At 35.0% G+C, this 16,803-nt stretch carries 16 protein-coding genes; 9 read left to right on the top strand and 7 right to left on the bottom strand.

Features of this window, described 5'->3' with window-relative positions; genetic code table 11:
- Positions 1-26 precede the first annotated feature (26 nt).
- The 3 genes from ACFQ02_RS07860 to ACFQ02_RS07850 are packed head-to-tail and all read right to left on the bottom strand — an operon-like array spanning position 27 to position 3,256.
- Positions 27-1,547 (bottom strand): DHA2 family efflux MFS transporter permease subunit, encoded by a 1,521-nt coding sequence (locus tag ACFQ02_RS07860; RefSeq protein WP_380821441.1) that lies wholly within the window; start codon positions 1,545-1,547, stop codon positions 27-29.
- Between the two features lie 8 nt (positions 1,548-1,555).
- Positions 1,556-2,731, bottom strand: coding sequence for an EmrA/EmrK family multidrug efflux transporter periplasmic adaptor subunit (locus ACFQ02_RS07855; RefSeq protein ID WP_380821438.1), 1,176 nt, complete (start codon positions 2,729-2,731; stop codon positions 1,556-1,558).
- A 12-nt stretch (positions 2,732-2,743) separates the two neighbouring features.
- Positions 2,744-3,256, bottom strand: coding sequence for a MarR family transcriptional regulator (locus tag ACFQ02_RS07850; RefSeq protein WP_380821435.1), 513 nt, complete (start codon positions 3,254-3,256; stop codon positions 2,744-2,746).
- Between the two features lie 238 nt (positions 3,257-3,494).
- On the opposite strand from ACFQ02_RS07850, the gene ACFQ02_RS07845 reads away from it, so the two are divergent.
- From ACFQ02_RS07845 to ACFQ02_RS07815, 7 genes are all read left to right on the top strand, one after another.
- Positions 3,495-4,526, top strand: coding sequence for a hypothetical protein (locus tag ACFQ02_RS07845; protein ID WP_380821433.1), 1,032 nt, complete (start codon positions 3,495-3,497; stop codon positions 4,524-4,526).
- A gap of 8 nt (positions 4,527-4,534) precedes the next feature.
- Entirely contained in the window at positions 4,535-6,082 is a 1,548-nt protein-coding gene (locus tag ACFQ02_RS07840) for a ribonucleoside-triphosphate reductase (protein ID WP_380821430.1), read from the top strand.
- 3 nt (positions 6,083-6,085) lie between these two features.
- Positions 6,086-7,318 carry a hypothetical protein gene (locus tag ACFQ02_RS07835; RefSeq protein ID WP_380821427.1) on the top strand — a complete coding sequence of 411 codons (1,233 nt, stop codon included), beginning with the start codon at positions 6,086-6,088 and terminating at the stop codon, positions 7,316-7,318.
- A 172-nt stretch (positions 7,319-7,490) separates the two neighbouring features.
- On the top strand, positions 7,491-8,138 hold the full coding sequence (locus tag ACFQ02_RS07830; RefSeq protein ID WP_380821424.1) for a vWA domain-containing protein: 648 nt from the start codon (positions 7,491-7,493) through the stop codon (positions 8,136-8,138).
- A 44-nt stretch (positions 8,139-8,182) separates the two neighbouring features.
- Positions 8,183-9,226, top strand: a complete 1,044-nt coding sequence (locus tag ACFQ02_RS07825) for a kinase (protein WP_380821423.1) — start codon at positions 8,183-8,185, stop codon at positions 9,224-9,226.
- Between the two features lie 10 nt (positions 9,227-9,236).
- Positions 9,237-10,319, top strand: coding sequence for a protein phosphatase 2C domain-containing protein (locus ACFQ02_RS07820; protein WP_380821421.1), 1,083 nt, complete (start codon positions 9,237-9,239; stop codon positions 10,317-10,319).
- An 8-nt stretch (positions 10,320-10,327) separates the two neighbouring features.
- A complete protein-coding gene (locus tag ACFQ02_RS07815) occupies positions 10,328-11,809 on the top strand; it encodes a WG repeat-containing protein (protein ID WP_380821419.1) in 1,482 nt (493 codons plus the stop codon).
- A 120-nt stretch (positions 11,810-11,929) separates the two neighbouring features.
- Here ACFQ02_RS07815 and ACFQ02_RS07810 read toward each other — a convergent pair whose 3' ends face one another.
- From ACFQ02_RS07810 to rsmE, 4 genes are all read right to left on the bottom strand, one after another.
- Positions 11,930-12,847: an SAM hydrolase/SAM-dependent halogenase family protein gene (locus ACFQ02_RS07810; RefSeq protein WP_380821417.1), complete on the bottom strand. Its 918-nt coding sequence runs from the start codon at positions 12,845-12,847 to the stop codon at positions 11,930-11,932.
- A 76-nt stretch (positions 12,848-12,923) separates the two neighbouring features.
- A complete protein-coding gene (ruvX, locus tag ACFQ02_RS07805; RefSeq protein WP_380821415.1) occupies positions 12,924-13,337 on the bottom strand; it encodes a Holliday junction resolvase RuvX in 414 nt (137 codons plus the stop codon).
- Between the two features lie 12 nt (positions 13,338-13,349).
- Positions 13,350-13,907 carry a YqgE/AlgH family protein gene (locus ACFQ02_RS07800; protein ID WP_380821413.1) on the bottom strand — a complete coding sequence of 186 codons (558 nt, stop codon included), beginning with the start codon at positions 13,905-13,907 and terminating at the stop codon, positions 13,350-13,352.
- Between the two features lie 29 nt (positions 13,908-13,936).
- Positions 13,937-14,671, bottom strand: a complete 735-nt coding sequence (gene rsmE / locus ACFQ02_RS07795; RefSeq protein ID WP_380821410.1) for a 16S rRNA (uracil(1498)-N(3))-methyltransferase — start codon at positions 14,669-14,671, stop codon at positions 13,937-13,939.
- Between the two features lie 106 nt (positions 14,672-14,777).
- Here rsmE and recO point away from each other — a divergent pair, with 106 nt between their 5' ends.
- Positions 14,778-15,488, top strand: coding sequence for a DNA repair protein RecO (gene recO, locus ACFQ02_RS07790; RefSeq protein ID WP_380821598.1), 711 nt, complete (start codon positions 14,778-14,780; stop codon positions 15,486-15,488).
- A gap of 2 nt (positions 15,489-15,490) precedes the next feature.
- The gene (gene rlmD / locus ACFQ02_RS07785) at positions 15,491-16,801 is read left to right on the top strand and encodes a 23S rRNA (uracil(1939)-C(5))-methyltransferase RlmD (RefSeq protein WP_380821407.1); all 1,311 of its coding nucleotides are present in this window, start codon (positions 15,491-15,493) and stop codon (positions 16,799-16,801) included.
- Positions 16,802-16,803 lie beyond the last annotated feature (2 nt).

The following is a 16,803-nucleotide window of genomic DNA, read 5'->3' as shown; positions in this document are numbered from 1 at the left end:
TATTAATTTCTGTAACGCTTAAATACTTACTTCTTACGATCGCTTCCAAACGGAGGTTTAGCAAACCAAACAACAATAACTAATAATAAAAACATAACAGCAGATAACCAAAATATCTCGTTTGCACCAATAATAAAACCTTGTTCAGTTATTTTTTGTGCTGCAAGCATTGAAGTTTGCGTATTGTTAAAACCTAAACTAGACATTTTTTCGTAAAACAGTTGTGCATTTGAATTATAAGGAGTAATCATTTCAGTCAAATTAGAATGATGCACCGCCTCACGATTGCACCAAAGAAACGTCGTTAATGATGTACCTATTGATCCTGCAAGCGTTCTCAGAAAATTAAACAAACTTGATGCAGATGCCATTTTATTAGCAGGTAAATCTGAAAGTGTAATCGTAGTTAATGGCATAAAAAAGCAAGCTAATGCCAAACCTTGCAACAATTGTGGTAGTGCAACATCAATAAAGCTCATACTAGATTCAAAAGTGACAGCTCGCCAATAAAATGTTAGAGCATAAACTAAAAAGCTGACAGTGACTAAAATTCGCATATCAATTTTTCGATCTAAGCGACCAATCAATGGCGATAACAAAATAGGGAAAAGTCCTACTGGTGCCGTCGCTAATCCTGCCCATGTTGCGGTATAACCATAAACTTGTTGTAATAACAAAGGAATAATAACAACCGAGCCAAGATAAATTAAAAAAGCGAGGCTAGTACATAAGCACCCCACACTAAAATTTCGAGATTTAAACAAAGCTATATCCACAATAGGATTGTTGTCAGTTAATTCCCAAATAATTAGCATAGTTAATGTAATTGTTGATACTATAGCTAATACCGTAATTTCAGTTGAATTAAACCAATCTAACTCTCTTCCTTGATCAAGCATCAATTGTAAGCAACCAACACCGATCATTAATAAAACTAACCCAATAATATCAACAGGTTGTTGAAATGTTGAAGTTTCTCTTTTTCCCAAAACTTTCCATGTAAAAAAAACAACAATTAAACCAATGGGTACATTAATAAAAAAAATCCATCCCCAATGTAGATTATCACTAATCCAGCCACCTAAAATAGGACCAAAAATAGGTGCAACTACTACTGTCATCGACCAAAATGCTAATGCCATACCTCGCTTTTCAGTGGGATAGTTATTTAACAACAAACTCTGTGATAGTGGAATTATCGGACCAGCAGCAAGACCTTGTAAGATTCGGCATAAAATCAACATATTTAAGCTATGAGAAATGCCACACAACCAAGATGCAAGGACAAAAAAAGCGGTGGCAATTAAAAACAACCGCACTTCACCAAATCGCTTCGCTAACCAGCCAGTGATCGGAATAGAAATAGCATTCGCAACACCAAATGACGTAATTACCCAAGTTCCTTGACTAAAAGATTCACCTAAATCACCCGCAATAGTTGGAATAGCAACATTAGCGATAGTTGAATCTAATACTTGCATAAACGTAGCAAGAGATAATGCTAACGTCATTATGACTAATGGCACACCTTGCAATGATTTTTGCATATGACAACCTAATCTTTTTGAATTGTATTATTATGAATAATAGTTTCAATTAAATTTTCTACCGCACTTTGATCATATTGTAAAACTTCAGTGTGGAGCAATGGTGAGGCGGAGGATTCAGACTGCAATACTTCACCTGAATCATCAGAAATATCAACTTTAACTGTCGCTGACAACCCTAAACGTAAAGGATATTTTTTAATCTGCTCGGGATCGAGTTGAATACGAACTGGCACTCGTTGAACCACTTTAATCCAATTTCCACTAGCATTTTGAGCGGGTAAAAGAGAAAAGGCACTACCTGTCCCCATTTCAATTCCGACTACTTTACCATCAAATTCAATATCGCTACCATATAAGTCAAAAACTACTTTAACAGGTTGCCCAATTCGCATGTGTGTTAACTGTGTTTCTTTAAAATTAGCATCTACCCAAAGCTGTTGAGAAGATACAACAGCCATAAGCGGACTACCAACCGCAACTTTTTGCCCAACTTGAGCATTTCGACGAGCGACATAACCATCTACAGGGCTAAGGATTTTAGTTCTTTGTAAATTCAACCATCCTTGTTTTACTGCACTAATAGCTTTCTTAACTTCAGGTTGTTCAATTAATGGCTCTTCTTTCAATAAAGCCTGATTTGACGATAATTGATATTTTGCAGCTGCCAATTCAGCCTGAGCCAATACAACCGCACTTCTTGCATGTTGTAATGTCTCTTTATTAATGGACTCTGTTTTCGCTAAATGTTCACGCCGATTTAGATCTTCTTTTGCCTGTTTAAGTGCGGTTTCTTTTGCATGGACAACTGCCTCAAGCTGCTTCACAGTATAATTTAATTTTTCTATTTGACGTACTGTACTCGCTAGCATATTCTGAGCTTGCTCAAAATTAAGTTTTACATCAGTATCATCCAAAACCAATAAAACATCACCTGCTCGAACAAAATGCGTGTTATCTACGTTTATTTGAGCAACATTGCCATGAATCTGAGAAGATATCATCACTTGATTTCCATTAACATAAGCGTCTTGTGTTTCTTCGTAATTCTTGAGATATAAAAACCAATACAAAATAACACACAGCGTAATAATAAAAAGAGAAATGAAAAAATAAGATAGAAATTTTCTTCGAGCCGCTTTTTTATTAGAAAATGTGAAATTGCTTTTGGTTTGTTCAGACATAAACTATTCCTTTTATCTTTTAATTTCCTCAAACTTTTCTAAATGATTATTCAATTTTAATAGCAATCGAGTCAGCTCGGCATTTTCTTCATCAGACAAAATAGAAAAAATTGACCTCATTTGTTCCCACTGAGTTGGCAACAAACGAGAGAGAAAATCTTTTCCTTCTGAAGTAAGTTCTAATAAAAATCCTCTTCTGTCATTTTCTAATTGCACTCGTCTTAAATACTGACGAGAAACTAATTCATCAGAAATCCGAGTTGCATTAGTACGTGAATAACCAAGTATTTCACTTAGTTTTGATGGTTGGATAGAATAATTTGGTTGGATATACATAATTACTAACGTCATAAACAAAGTATCATTCAAACTATATTCTTTTAATAAGCAATTACGATGCTCTGCATAAAGCGTATTAACGTGCATAAGCAACCGAACCAACATAATAATATCCGTTGGCATCGCTGAATGTGATTCAGCAAACCTTTGTATTGAATTTTTTTGCTCTAAAAAAGAAATAATCATGATTTACCACCTCTGTAATGAAAAATCAGCTCAAATGATCGTATAACTAGGAATTAAAAATGTCAAAATAATATGAAAAATTTACCGCACTTACCCTTTTGTATATTTCATATTAATAATCATATACCCTTAAAAAATCCCTAAAAGTAACTTATATTGGGATTTATATTTGTTTTTTTTTGCACAATTACAGTATAATTCACACTCAATTTTTATAGATAACCAAAATGAGGTAAAAATGAAACCAACTTCAAGAAAACTACCTGGATGGGTGCATTTGCCGTTACTTGTTTTTATGGGGATTAGCCTATATCAAACAGCCAAAGGATTCACAGACTTACTTGGAAGCGAACTAGCATTGGCATTCTCAAGTGCACTTACTATGCTTATGTATGGACTTACTGTTGCTATTGGTACTCGTCGTATTAACGGTTTATCAACTCTTGGCATAGTGGTGGTATATTTCTTCTGTTTTTTGTTCTCTTTTTCTGGGAATTTTAATTCGGTATATAGTATCTATCAAGAAGAACAGCTTTATCGTGATGAGCTCCTAAAGCACAAGCAACAATTAAATAATTTAGTTAGTGCAGCAAATAAAGCACTGGATAATTTTAGCCCTGAAATTGATTTAACTCGTCGTCGTGTAGAAAGCTTGACTGAACAATTAGTAAGCCAAATAACTGACCCGACCAATCCAGGTTATGGTGAACGTACCGAGCAAATAATGATAGAAATTGAAAAATTGTTGGATGAAAAAATCACCCGTTTTGGTGGCAAATCAAAAGCTAATACTAATTGGACTGCTATAGCTCAACTTTATAAAGATAACATATTTCGTATCGTTAAACGAAAAATTACTAGCAATGATTATCAAAAAGTAGAAAATATCCGCCAAGATATGCTACAAAAAGCACAGCAATTAGAACAATTGATTGAGAGCACTTTGAAATCAGCAGAGAGTGTTAAAGAAACTGGGTACGATGCCAATCTTAAAGCTGTCAATATTATTAATGCTATTGGTTCTCAAATGCAGAAATTTATCAATAATTCTGAACGTTTTCATTTTGAAAAAGTTCGGTTTGAAAGCCAAGAGTTTAAAAAAATCGCATTCACATTCCATTCTGCTTTTACTCAACATATTTTAGTCGCAATTTTACTCGCGATTTTCTGTATTTTTATTGATTGGGCAGTGATTTTAATGATGGGAATATTCTTTAGTCATAAGGAGCATGAAATTCCTGAGATTGTAACATCTCGTACCTCATTATAGGAGAGCAAATGTTAAATAATCCTCTTCAGAAACCAAATATAGTAAAACCGATTTCATTGTCAAAAGAAGGCTTTTTTGTTGACGTGGATGAGGAACAAGATGACTGGGAAGAGCAAATGTTAAATAATCCTCTTCAGAAACCAAATATAGTAAAACCGATTTCATTGTCAGAAGAAGGCTTTTTTGTTGACGTGGATGAGGAACAAGATGGCGGGGAAGAGCAAATGTTAAATAATCCTCTTCAGAAACCAAATATAGTAAAACCGATTTCATTGCCAAAAGAAGACTCTTTTGATGGCGTAAATAAGAAACAAGATGGCGGGGAAGAGCAAATGTTAAATAATCCTCTTCAGAAACCAAATATAGTAAAACCGATTTCATTGCCAAAAGAAGACTCTTTTGATGGCGTAAATAAGAAACAAGATGGCGGGGAAGAGCAAATGTTAAATAATCCTCTTCAGAAACCAAATATAGTAAAACCGATTTCATTGCCAAAAGAAGACTCTTTTGATGGCGTAGATAAGAAACAAGATGGCTGGGATATGTTTGATGATAGTGCAGAAGATGATTCAACTAGCCATCAGCCTCTTCCTTTACCTTCAATAGAAGATTCATACAGTCAAGTGATTGATAATGTAAAGTTTGAAGATAGAAAAGCAGTCTTAAAGATGGATCCACGAGAATATCAAAGAATTATAAATGAATTAAATGATAATGCAGAAAATAAACATTATGTATTATTTTTTGGGCAGCCTGGTTCAGGGAAAACGTGGATTATTGCTAGCATGTTATTCTATATGAAACAGTATGCATCAGGAAGTGCTTATCTTGATAGCAGTAAATCTTCTTCTCACGATCTCAATTTATTTTATGAGCTGCAGAATTATTTTTCAGGAGCGGTAACTGCCAAAGAGATTTCAAGGACAAGTGATCAGCAATATTCGCAATTTTCAATGTCATTTAAGCCTAAAAATAGCAAAAAGCCGCCGATAGAAATCGTTTTTATTGATTTTTCTGGTGAGCATTCTGATTTAGTTATGCGTTCGAATGATAATCAACACTCAGGTAAATTACCTGATTACTTGAATGTAATACTGGAATCTAAAGTAAATACTAAATTGGCTTTTGTTTACGATAGCTCTATTGAAGATCAAGTGGGTGAGCCTTTGCAGTTAAATGTGCTTGATGAGGTATTTACTCAAATTCGGATTATTCAGCGTAGGGAAAACAAAATTTTTCCTAAGGCTTTAATACTTTCAAAAGCAGATCTAATAGAACAAGAAGAAGCCACTTTATTGGCTAAATCAGGTTGGGATGCAACAGCTTACGCTAAGCTGAAGTTCCCTCAATTTAGTAATGGATTCTTTAATGAATCAGATGAGAATGTGTGTATTCTTTACAAAATTGGCACAATTTCTGAAGGAAAATTAGAACAATTTGATAAAAATTGTCCTGAGCGTTTTTTTAATTGGCTATATAAGCGGAGTACAGGGAAAGAAATCATTGCTTCGAACTCATTATTTAAGAAATTCAAAGATTGGTTTATGGGAGCTTAAGGTATGGAAAATACACAAAATTTACTCGGTTGGGGAATTATCGGTACACCTAAAGGAAGACAGGCCTCAGGAGATGGGTTAGATAAACAATTAAAATTAGCGAATAGTTATGACTTACCACAAGAATTTTGTAGTTCTCTACCAAGTCCTACACAAAAAGATTTTACGCCACTTTACTGTTTACAATTATTACAAAATAACGGTACACCAGTTTTAGCCTTATCGGAATATCGCCCTATTTTTGAACAAGGGCAAACACGCAGTGGAAGTTATTATGGGGCATTTATTGAGACTGCAAACTACGCATTTGATGAAAATAATGTTCAAGTTTTATTTGACAGTTTGTCTGAATTAAGTAGTTATCAACGCACTCACTTTATTGATGAAGAAAATACTTGCTACAAAGAGAGTATTTCTGGAAAAACATTTCCTGGACCAAGCAAAATTAATCAAATTGCATCGGATTTAGTTCCGTTAAAGCCTAATTTATTGAGTCAAACGGCACAGCAATCGGTGGCATACATTCAAGTCGGTAAAGAAGAGTTAATGGATGTTCTGAAAGCAGTTTTAAGGGAACAGTTTTATTATCGCTATCGCCAAATCTTTTTTTCAGAAAGTGAGCATGTTTCGACTCAAATTTCCAAAGAAACACCAATATTGTCATCTAGTTGGCTTATACATAGTCATTTATTTGTCATACCTTTTAAAAATGAGATTAGTTACTTACATCAAGCTGTGAATAAACTATCGGCTTTGGTGAAAAAGAAGACTGATGAATTACAGCGTTTACAAGTAAATCAAGAAGCTTTAATCCAAGAACGTGTTAAAGAAAAAAAGGAAATATTTCGATCTAAGATCAAGGAATACGAAGATTGTCTGCAAGACTATAAAAAAAATGAGGAAACTTATAAGCAAAACCAGAAAGTATTAGAGACTAAAAATAGAGTCTTAGAATCTGTAAAGAATATATTTTCACTGGACTATATCGAACAGTATGTTAAAGATGTGGAGCAACATAAGCAATCTATTAAGTCTCTACTCACAGATGTTGAGCGACAGGTGAGTTCAATTTCTCAGAATTTAAATCAGACAACGAAACACTCACAGAATCCCGAAATGACTAATAATAAACATCCTTTGAATAAGATTTTTATTGCATTAGCTGTTCTGTCTTTTATCTTATCTATGGGGACATTGATATTGTTATTAATGGGGAAAATGTACTTCAAGTTCTAAAAGAAAAATTAATTAATCCGCAAAATGAAATTCAAAAAGTTACTGAGTGAATGCAATCTTTAAATTCAGAGAACAATAAAGGCGATAAAAAAGAAGAGCTGTCTAAAAAAATAAAACACCTAAAAAATAGTAATTTTTCGAGATTTTTTAACACTAATAAAAGGAAAACATTATGAGCTTTAATGATTTAATTGATAACCCAACGCCCCGCTGTCCTTGCTTATTGGTATTAGATACTTCAGGCTCAATGAGCGGAGCTCCTATTCAACAACTTAATGCTGGTGTAAAACAATTTATTCGGGCGTTGCAAGATGATGATACTGCCAAACATTCAGTAGAGGTTGCTATTATGGTTGCTGGCGAAATGGTCGAGGAGGTTATGCCGTTTACCACTGCAAGCCATATTGAGCAGACTATAACTTTTGAAGCCTGTGGTTTAACCCCATTGGGTGAAGCGGTTTCTCGAGGATTAGATATGCTTGAACAACGCAAAGCTGAATATCAACAAACTGGGACATCTTATTATCAGCCGTGGTTAGTAGTGATTAGTGATGGAGCTCCAACTGATGATTGGCTACCAGCGGCAGCTCGTGCAAAAAGTCTTGCTGATAACCGTAAATTGATTTCACTTCCTGTTGGTGTAGATTCTGCGGATATGGATATTTTGGGTGAATTTAGTAACCGTCCAGCATTGAAATTAAACGGTTTAAAATTTGCTCAGTTTTTCCAATGGTTATCCGCAAGTATGAGTCGAGTTTCTAATTCGAATGTGGGGGATCAAGTTGGTTTACCACCTGTTGATGGTTGGGCTGCAATTTAAGAATCTTTTGCACCGCTTGCAAGCGGTGCAATTTGTGAGAAATTATGCAAAAAGTTTTTGATGTTAATCATATCTCTGTAGGTTTAGATAAAAAATTCGGCTCAGGCGGTGAAGCGGATATTTTTTCCCTCAAAGCAAAGCCAAATATTTTATTTAAACGTTACCACCAGCGTGTTCTTGATAAGAGAGGCCAAGAACTATCTAGAAAAGTTGAAGCGATGCGACATATTGCGATATTTCGTAACAATCCTTCATTAAGCTGGCCTAAAATTAGTTTGTATAATAATCGAAGGCAGTGGGTTGGGTATGCAATGTCTCGTAAGAACGGAATTAAATTTAATTCACTCAGCCCAATGGAATACAAAAACCATATCCCTGATATGGATAGACTTCACTTAGTAAATTATCTTATTCAGTTTGTACGTTTAGTGAGCGAGTTACATGCCCAAAAAGTGATGATAGGTGATTATAACCTGAATAATATACTTATCAATTTGAAGACACACCAAGTTATTTTATTGGATTGTGATAGCTTTCAAATTGATACATCAGAAAGTTTCTTCCAGTGTTTAGTTGGATCACCTGACACCACCCCAAGAGAACATCAAGGCGTTCCTTTTGAGACTGTCGCTTGTCGAACCTCAGAAAGTGAGCGTTTTTCTATTGCTGTACTGATATTCCAAGTGTTGATGAACTGGCGACATCCGTTCGATATGATAGGAGGGGAATCTCGGGCTCAAAATATCAAAAATGGTACATTCCCTTATACTAAAGATTCTGGTTCCAAAGTGCCAAAAGGTAATGCTTTACAAATGTGGAGAAATTTACCCTATGGTATCCGTACGCTATTTATTCGCACATTTACCGAGGGAATGGATAATCCTAAGGCTCGGGCTACATTATCTGAGTGGATAAAAGAGCTGAGAATATATTATAAAAAAATGCAACAAGGGGAATTATCCAAAGAGTTATCAGGTTTGGCTCCCTCTAATCAAACAGCTAAGCAGAATCAGCTTTCAGCACAATTACCTAAGCCAATGCAAACGGCTTCAAAAATAGGTAGTTTATTTAACAACATCTTTAAATAAGGATATAACTATGAAGTTTATTTTCACTCTTCTTAAAGTTTTTCGTTTTCGATCTCCTAAATCTGAGAAATTTCATCAAGAAAAGAAACAGGATAATAAAGAAATTGCTGAAATACAGGTTAAAAACAGCAAAGAAGCACAAGATGAGCAACTCGCAGCTATTGAGAAAATTTCAGTGATCACGAGCGAGAAAAATGAAGAGCAAATACAAGCAGTGGAATATCATCAGGAAAGTACAAAATCTCAGCAAGAGGAAGTCAGTTCAGAAGTTATTTTACGATTAGGAGAGTATATTCAACCAAGTTCATACTGGTTTGCACAATATGAAGCTGTTGCTGGTATTTCACACCGAAAAGCAACCGCTCCTCTACCCTGCCAAGACTCAGCAGTTGCATTTGTGTCTCCTAAACCTACTGTCATTATTGCTGATGGAGCTGGTAGTTCAGCAGTATCAGATTTGGGGTCAAAAGCCGTAGTCACTGGTTTAGCTCGTTTTATAAAAACAATGGAAAGATATTTTTCTGAATTGTTGGATCAAGAATCAAGTGAGGCTAAACAGCACGATGCCGCATTAATTTTAGTGAAACATGCAAAAGGAATTTTAGAAGATCTTGAAACTGAGCATCGCCGTCCTTTGAAAGATTTTCGTTGTACCTTACTCCTAGCTATTATCGGTAAAGTGCATACGCTTTGGGTAAAAGTGGGAGATGGAGCATTAGTCATAGAGAAAAAAGAGAAAACGCTAGACGGTGTTATCTCAAAATTATCAACACTTGGTGAAGTAGGTAAAGGTGAATATGCTAATGCGACAACCTTTATTGGTGAACACTTGCAACCTAATGATGTCCAAAGTGGTGTGGTGGAATCCAAATATATTACCGCTTTGTTTGCGATGAGTGATGGCAGTGCAGAAAAATTTGTATCCAATAAAGGGGATAAAGTAGCTCAGCGCTTGTCATCTTGGGCCGATTTATTACGTCAAGAGCGTTTGTTCCGTTATCAATTAACTAAAGCATTCTATGCTGAAGATTTTTTACAAAGACATACAGGTGATGATTGCTGTATTGCAATGGTTTCAGCGAAATTATCATAGGATATATGGTGTTAAGAAAAGTTTTTTCCATTGTAATTATTGCTAATGTATTTTTACTTTCAGGTTGTGGAGATGAAGATGTAAAAAAATGTCTTGCATTATCTAATGATGAAAGTAAATCATTGTTGGCCGAAGATTTTTGCGAAATTGCAGCAAATAAAGGTGACCCTCAAGCTCAAAAATTATTCGCAGAAATCTTATTAAAACGTGCTAAACGAAAACAAGCTATCGAATTTTTACAGGCAGCAGCTAATCAAAAAAATGGCGAGGCGATGTATCGTCTTGCTGAACTTTATGAGAGCGATAAGCAAAAAGAACAATTTTATTTCCAACAAAGTTGTGATGCTGGAATTTTAAAAGGCTGTGAAAAAGTTAATGAACTGAATAATCAAGCAAAGCAGGAACTGAATAAAATTAAGGAGGAATTAGAAAGAGAGAGGGCTATAATTGAAGCTAAATTCGTCGCTGCCGAACAAGCTAAACAGAAGGCAGAGCAGAAATGGTCTGAAGAGCAACAAGCCCGTTTAAAGGCAGAGCGATTACTGCAAGAAGCGGAAGAAAAAATCCGTTTAGCAGAGGAAAGAGTAAATGAAGAAAAAAGAACCAAAGCAGAAATCGCTAAACAAGAAAACCAACTAAAACAAAGTACTCTACCTGTGCCACTGAATGGTTTTAAGATTACTCAAACTGAGCTACGTCAAACATTTAGCGACTTTGTGGCTGAAATAGAACGAAGTAATTTTTCCTATTTAGCATTAGAAACATGGGTGAAAAACTGTTATGCCAATTCTAGCTTGAAAAAAGGTTGTTTTTACTTTGATGTATTGGCCTCGATAACTGACCAAGTGCTTTCATTCGAAAACAAAAGCCGTAAAACACACTCTTTCTTTAATACGTTGCATGTGCGTAATCGGGCATTTCAAAATATAGCAGATCTTCAAGATATCCCAGTAGTTCAGTTTGATGCAACATTTCAGCAACTTTCAACAGATTTGATGAATAACTTTCATCTTTTTGAAGAAATGCAAAAAGTTCGGAAAAATCGGTTAGCACAAAAAGCAGATCCTAATTTGCAAAAATTTGAGCAAAATGGGCTGTGGGGGTTTACTGATCAATTTGGTAACGTACTTATTCGCCCAGAATATCTCGCAGTAGGAGGTTTCTATAACGGGAGAGCGGTAGTCAAATCGAACTATAACCAAATGTGGGGATTCATTGATACTCAAGGTAACTGGGTAGTAAAACCACAATTCTGTATGGCGGGACGGTTTAGTGAAGGCTTAGCTGGAGTTTATCAAAATGGTTACTGGCAAGGCGATAAGTGTGTGGGAGGAAAATGGGGCTATCTCAATACCACTGGCAACTGGGTAATTAATCCGATTTTTGAAAAAGCAGAGCGATTCAAAAACGGCAAGGCAAAAGTAACTTATAAAGGCATAATAGGATATATTGATAAAATGGGAAACTGGATAAATATGACGAATAACTAGGATTTCGAATTATTTAGAAAAATAGTTAGGATAAAAAATCCCTAAAAGTAAACACTTTTAGGGATGCTAGATATTCTTAATCGGGAGGTTTATGTAAAAATATAAAATCTCACCGCACTTTTATTTTTTATTACAAGATTTCACTGAAACTGACCATTCAGCACCAGATTTAATCTTATATTTGTTAGCAAAACTATCCATGTTCAATGCAAATGAAACATTCAATAAACTATTCAAATACATCAAAGGCTTACCTTCTTGCACATCACCAAAACTGCTTACATAAGGCATTTTTCCACTATAACGTGTTTTTAACCCTTTTTCTGTTTTTTCCGTAATCTTGACACAAACATGATCACCTTTTTTGATGGCTGATTTTTCTAATAAAGTATCGTTGATATTTGTCCAAATATTACCATACTGGATATCCAGCACTGGAATATTACCTTTTAAGGTATCTTTCTCTAAAGTTGATTGTTGATACTCAATCACTTCGACTTTAGGTTCTAGCAAAGGACCAACTTGGTCAAATGAAATTTTTCCTGCTGCTAGTCTTGCTCCTGTGTATGCATAAACATCACGCCCATGAAAAGTGTAAGATTTCTCTGAGCCTTTTAGACGGTTAGTCTTTTCATCAATTTCACGTAGTGCATCAATACCTAAGTGTTCTGCTACTAATGTCAAAGTTCCATTATCTGGTGTTACAAAATAATGCCCTGTTTTAGTTTTTAATACGACAGATTTACGTTCTGTACCAACACCTGGATCAACGACACTAACAAATACTGTACCTTGAGGCCAATAAGTTGCTGTTTGGTATAAACGGTAGGATGCTTCCCAAATGTTATAAGGTTCAATTTCATGAGTTAAATTAAACATTTTTAATTCAGAATCGACACCAAAAGCTACTCCTTGCATAGCAGAAACCGCTCCATCTTTCAGGCTAAAGTCGGTTTGTAATACTAATGCAGATGGTGTTGTCGCCAACGCTGGTAGTGCAATTGTTGCAAAAGTAAGAGCAAAAAATGTTTTTTTCATATAATCTCCTTAATAAAGTTACAGTAAAATAGCACAAATAAGAAGTTCTCACTCAATGTTATTTTAATCCCATATCCTATTGATTTTCAAACCAACTTTCTAGAATTAGACATGCAGAAACACTATCTACTTTGCCTTTTTTTAACGCTCGATATCCACTACGCTGAAAAATTTCAGACCGAGCTTCTGTTGTAGTTAATCTTTCATCTTGTAATTCAACTTTTACACCAAAACGTCCCTGTAGACGATTTGCAAATTTTTTCGCTCGTAAAGTCAGTTCTTGTTCAGTACCATCCATATTTAGCGGCAGACCAACAATAACTATAGCAGGCTTCCACTCTTTCAAACATTTTTCTACCGCACTCCAGTCTGGAATACCATCTTGTGCTTTAAATGCTGGTAAAGATTGAGCCGTACCTGTGATACTTTGCCCCACAGCACAGCCTATACTTTTTGTGCCAAAATCAAAGGCAATGGCTGTAAACTCCATCAATAGCAACCTCTAACAATGTCCAGCTTGATAAGTAAAATTATAATGTTTTATCCCCAACAGCATGCTAGCCTCTAAATAACGTTCATCTGGAGCCACATCAAATAGAATTCGTTCATTAGCTGGCACAACTAACCAATCATTATTTGCAATTTCTTTTTCTAATTGGTCTGCTGACCAACTAGCACAACCTAATGCAACGAGATATTTTTGTGGGGAGTCACAAGTGCCGAAACTTTCAATCACATCAGCTGAAGTAGTTAAATACACATCGTCTGTTACTTTATAACTATTTTCGAAAGATTGTACAGTTGCTGTATGTAAAATAAATCCTCGCTCTAAATTTACTGGGCCACCTGCAAGAATTAAATCATTAGAATAACAACGTTTGTTAGCCATCATAAAATTCATTTTGATACATAATTCCGCAATGCTCAAATCTGTAGTTTTAGTTAACACTAATCCCATTGCTCCTTGTGCATTATGCTCACAAATATAAACAACAGAACGACTAAAATAGCCATCATTTAAATGTGGCATTGCAATCAAAAAATGATCTCGTAATTCCATCTCTTTCTATTCCTTATCCATTAGCTTAATTAGGCTAAATCTCCAAAGCAAACCTGCAGTGCTGTAATTGCTGCTAATGCTGCTGTTTCTGTTCGTAAAATACGTTTACCAAGTAAAATCTCAGTAAAATTGAACTGTTCAGTTAATGCTATTTCTTGTGCAGATAATCCCCCCTCAGGTCCAATCAATAAACGAACTGACTGAGATGAGATTGCAGGCAATGTACGAATAGAATATGTTGCTCTTGGATGCAAATTTAATTTTACACTTTGATCTTTTTCTGCACACCAATTAGCTAAATTCATCACAGGACGAATTTGTGGTACAACATTTCGTCCACATTGCTCACAAGCAGCAATGGCAATTTTTTGCCATTGGTTTATTTTTTTCTCTATTCTCTCTGCATCTAATTTTACACCACAACGCTCTGACCACAAAGGCGTGATTACATTAACACCAAGCTCAACAGATTTCTGTATAGTAAATTCCATTTTTTCTCCACGAGAAATCACTTGCCCTAAATGAATATGCAATGGACTTTCTCGATCATCAGATCGACCGTTCAAAATCTCAACTTCAACTGCTTTTTTATTAACTTGTCTAATAACCGCTTGATAAACATAATTGCTACCATCAAATAACTCTAATAATTCACCCGATTGCATACGTAGTACTCGTCCAACATGATTTGCACCGTCATCACTAAGTTGGCATATTTTCACGTTTTTTAATGGAAACTGATGGTATATTCTTGGTATTCTCATAATATTTCATGTATAAATTTTTTATTTATATTAACAGAAATAGAAACAAAAGTACGGTCAAAAATCTGTTAAAATATGCAAAACATATTATTAAAAGGATAGTGTTATAGAAAATTGGCAACGTGGCTTTGTACTACATCGACGATCATATAGTGAAACAAGTTTGTTAGTCGATCTGTTTACAGAAGAAACTGGAAGATTAACTGTGCTAGCAAAAGGGGCAAGATCTAAGCGTTCTTCGCTCAAAAGTTTGTTGCAACCTTTTACGCCTCTGCTTCTTCGCTGGACTGGACGTGGTGAGCTAAAAATTTTGACAAAAGCAGAAGCTGCATCTATTAGTTTACCGCTACAATCAACCGCACTTTACAGCGGTTTTTATATCAATGAACTGCTAATGCGATTATTACCACAGGAAACAGCTTACGTAAATTTGTTTCAAACTTATTTACGTTGTTTAACTGCACTTGCAGCTTCACCTAATAAAGTGGAAGCTAGCTTACGGCAATTTGAATTTGAATTATTACATGCTATAGGATATGGTGTTGATTTTTTACATTGTGCAGGATCAGGCGAACCGATTGATGAACATATGACTTATCGCTATCGCGAAGAAAAGGGATTTATTGCTTCGTTAATTCAAGACAATTTAACTTTTTATGGTAGAGAACTACTAGCATTTGATCGAAAAGAATTTATTGAACCGAGCGTATTACAGGCAGCAAAACGATTTATTCGTATAGCATTAAAACCTTATTTAGGAAATAAACCTTTAAAAAGTAGAGAACTATTTAGTCAGTACATTTTATACCGAAAATAACTATGGCATTACTTTATCATTCTAAAAAAACTGTAACTAAAACAGAGAGTTTGGTTATTACTGTACAAGATTTAGATTATCAAGGCTTAGGCGTAGCAAAAATCAATAGAAAAACTTGGTTTGTGGAAAATGCTTTACCGAATGAAAAAGTGAAAGCCGTGATTTTAGACGAAAAACGGCAATATGGTTTAGCAAGAGCAGTTAAAATTTTACAAAAAAGTTCAGATCGTGTTGAGCCACAATGCCAATTTTATCAACAATGCGGCGGATGTCAGACGCTTCATATTGCAATTAATTTACAACGACAAGCAAAACAAAAAGCATTATTTAGCCGTTTAGCTAAACTACAAGTAAAACCAATTGAATTTATGCCAATGATCATAGATGATGATGTCCATTATCGCCGAAAAGTTCGTTTAAGCATTCAATATCACAATAGAAAACTGAACATTGGATTTCGCCAAAAAAACTCAAAAACAGTTATCCCAATAAATTATTGTGTCGTACTTGAAGAGCAATTGAATCATATTTTACCAAAATTAACCACACTTTTTTCCAATTGGTCAACCCCTAAAACGCTTGGGCATATTGAGTTAGTAAAAGCTGATAATGGTGTAGCAATGTTATTACGACATTTAGGAAAATTAACTGAAATTAACCGCACTTTATTATTGGATCTCGCTAAATCTGAAAATTTAACGTTATTTGTACAGGATGATGATAATATTCAACATCTTTATGGTAGTCTACCTTACTATCAGTTAAAAAAAGATTTACGACTACAATTTGATATCCGAGATTTTATTCAAATTAATGATGCTCTCAATCAACGTATGGTTGAGACTGCAATCAATTGGTTAGAGTTAAAAAACACTGATAACGTGCTAGATCTTTTTTGTGGAATGGGAAATTTTACTTTACCAATCAGTCAATTAGTTAAAAATACAGTTGGTATTGAAGGCGTTTTTGCAATGGTAGAGAAAGCAACTAATAATGCCTTACTAAACCATTGCAATAATGTACGTTTTTATCGGGCTGATTTAGATCAGCCTTTTACTAGTCAAGCTTGGGCAACACAGCATTTTAATAAAGTTTTACTTGATCCTCCTCGCAACGGAGCAGCATTTGCACTAAATGCGTTGTGTAGTTTAAACCCAGAAAAAGTACTTTATATATCGTGTAATCCTGCAACATTAGTGCGGGATGCTGAAATTTTATTGAAATTTGGCTACCATCTCAGTAAAGTAGCGATGATTGACATGTTTCCACATACTGCACATTTGGAAAGTATCAGTCTGTTTGAAAAAGAATAGGA

The sequence above is a fragment of the Seminibacterium arietis genome, from assembly GCF_042675725.1.
Classification (GTDB): Bacteria; Pseudomonadota; Gammaproteobacteria; order Enterobacterales; family Pasteurellaceae; genus Seminibacterium; species Seminibacterium arietis.
This window is presented reverse-complemented; position numbering and strand designations above follow the sequence as displayed.

What these genes read in the sequence shown, in the direction of transcription:
- ACFQ02_RS07860 (WP_380821441.1), bottom strand. Translation starts at nt 1,547, where the DNA reads ATGCAAAAATCATTGCAAGGTGTGCCATTAGTCATAATGACGTTAGCA.
- ACFQ02_RS07855 (WP_380821438.1), bottom strand. Translation starts at nt 2,731, where the DNA reads ATGTCTGAACAAACCAAAAGCAATTTCACATTTTCTAATAAAAAAGCG.
- ACFQ02_RS07850 (WP_380821435.1), bottom strand. Translation starts at nt 3,256, where the DNA reads ATGATTATTTCTTTTTTAGAGCAAAAAAATTCAATACAAAGGTTTGCT.
- ACFQ02_RS07845 (WP_380821433.1), top strand. Translation starts at nt 3,495, where the DNA reads ATGAAACCAACTTCAAGAAAACTACCTGGATGGGTGCATTTGCCGTTA.
- ACFQ02_RS07840 (WP_380821430.1), top strand. Translation starts at nt 4,535, where the DNA reads ATGTTAAATAATCCTCTTCAGAAACCAAATATAGTAAAACCGATTTCA.
- ACFQ02_RS07835 (WP_380821427.1), top strand. Translation starts at nt 6,086, where the DNA reads ATGGAAAATACACAAAATTTACTCGGTTGGGGAATTATCGGTACACCT.
- ACFQ02_RS07830 (WP_380821424.1), top strand. Translation starts at nt 7,491, where the DNA reads ATGAGCTTTAATGATTTAATTGATAACCCAACGCCCCGCTGTCCTTGC.
- ACFQ02_RS07825 (WP_380821423.1), top strand. Translation starts at nt 8,183, where the DNA reads ATGCAAAAAGTTTTTGATGTTAATCATATCTCTGTAGGTTTAGATAAA.
- ACFQ02_RS07820 (WP_380821421.1), top strand. Translation starts at nt 9,237, where the DNA reads ATGAAGTTTATTTTCACTCTTCTTAAAGTTTTTCGTTTTCGATCTCCT.
- ACFQ02_RS07810 (WP_380821417.1), bottom strand. Translation starts at nt 12,847, where the DNA reads ATGAAAAAAACATTTTTTGCTCTTACTTTTGCAACAATTGCACTACCA.
- ruvX (WP_380821415.1), bottom strand. Translation starts at nt 13,337, where the DNA reads ATGGAGTTTACAGCCATTGCCTTTGATTTTGGCACAAAAAGTATAGGC.
- ACFQ02_RS07800 (WP_380821413.1), bottom strand. Translation starts at nt 13,907, where the DNA reads ATGGAATTACGAGATCATTTTTTGATTGCAATGCCACATTTAAATGAT.
- rsmE (WP_380821410.1), bottom strand. Translation starts at nt 14,671, where the DNA reads ATGAGAATACCAAGAATATACCATCAGTTTCCATTAAAAAACGTGAAA.
- rlmD (WP_380821407.1), top strand. Translation starts at nt 15,491, where the DNA reads ATGGCATTACTTTATCATTCTAAAAAAACTGTAACTAAAACAGAGAGT.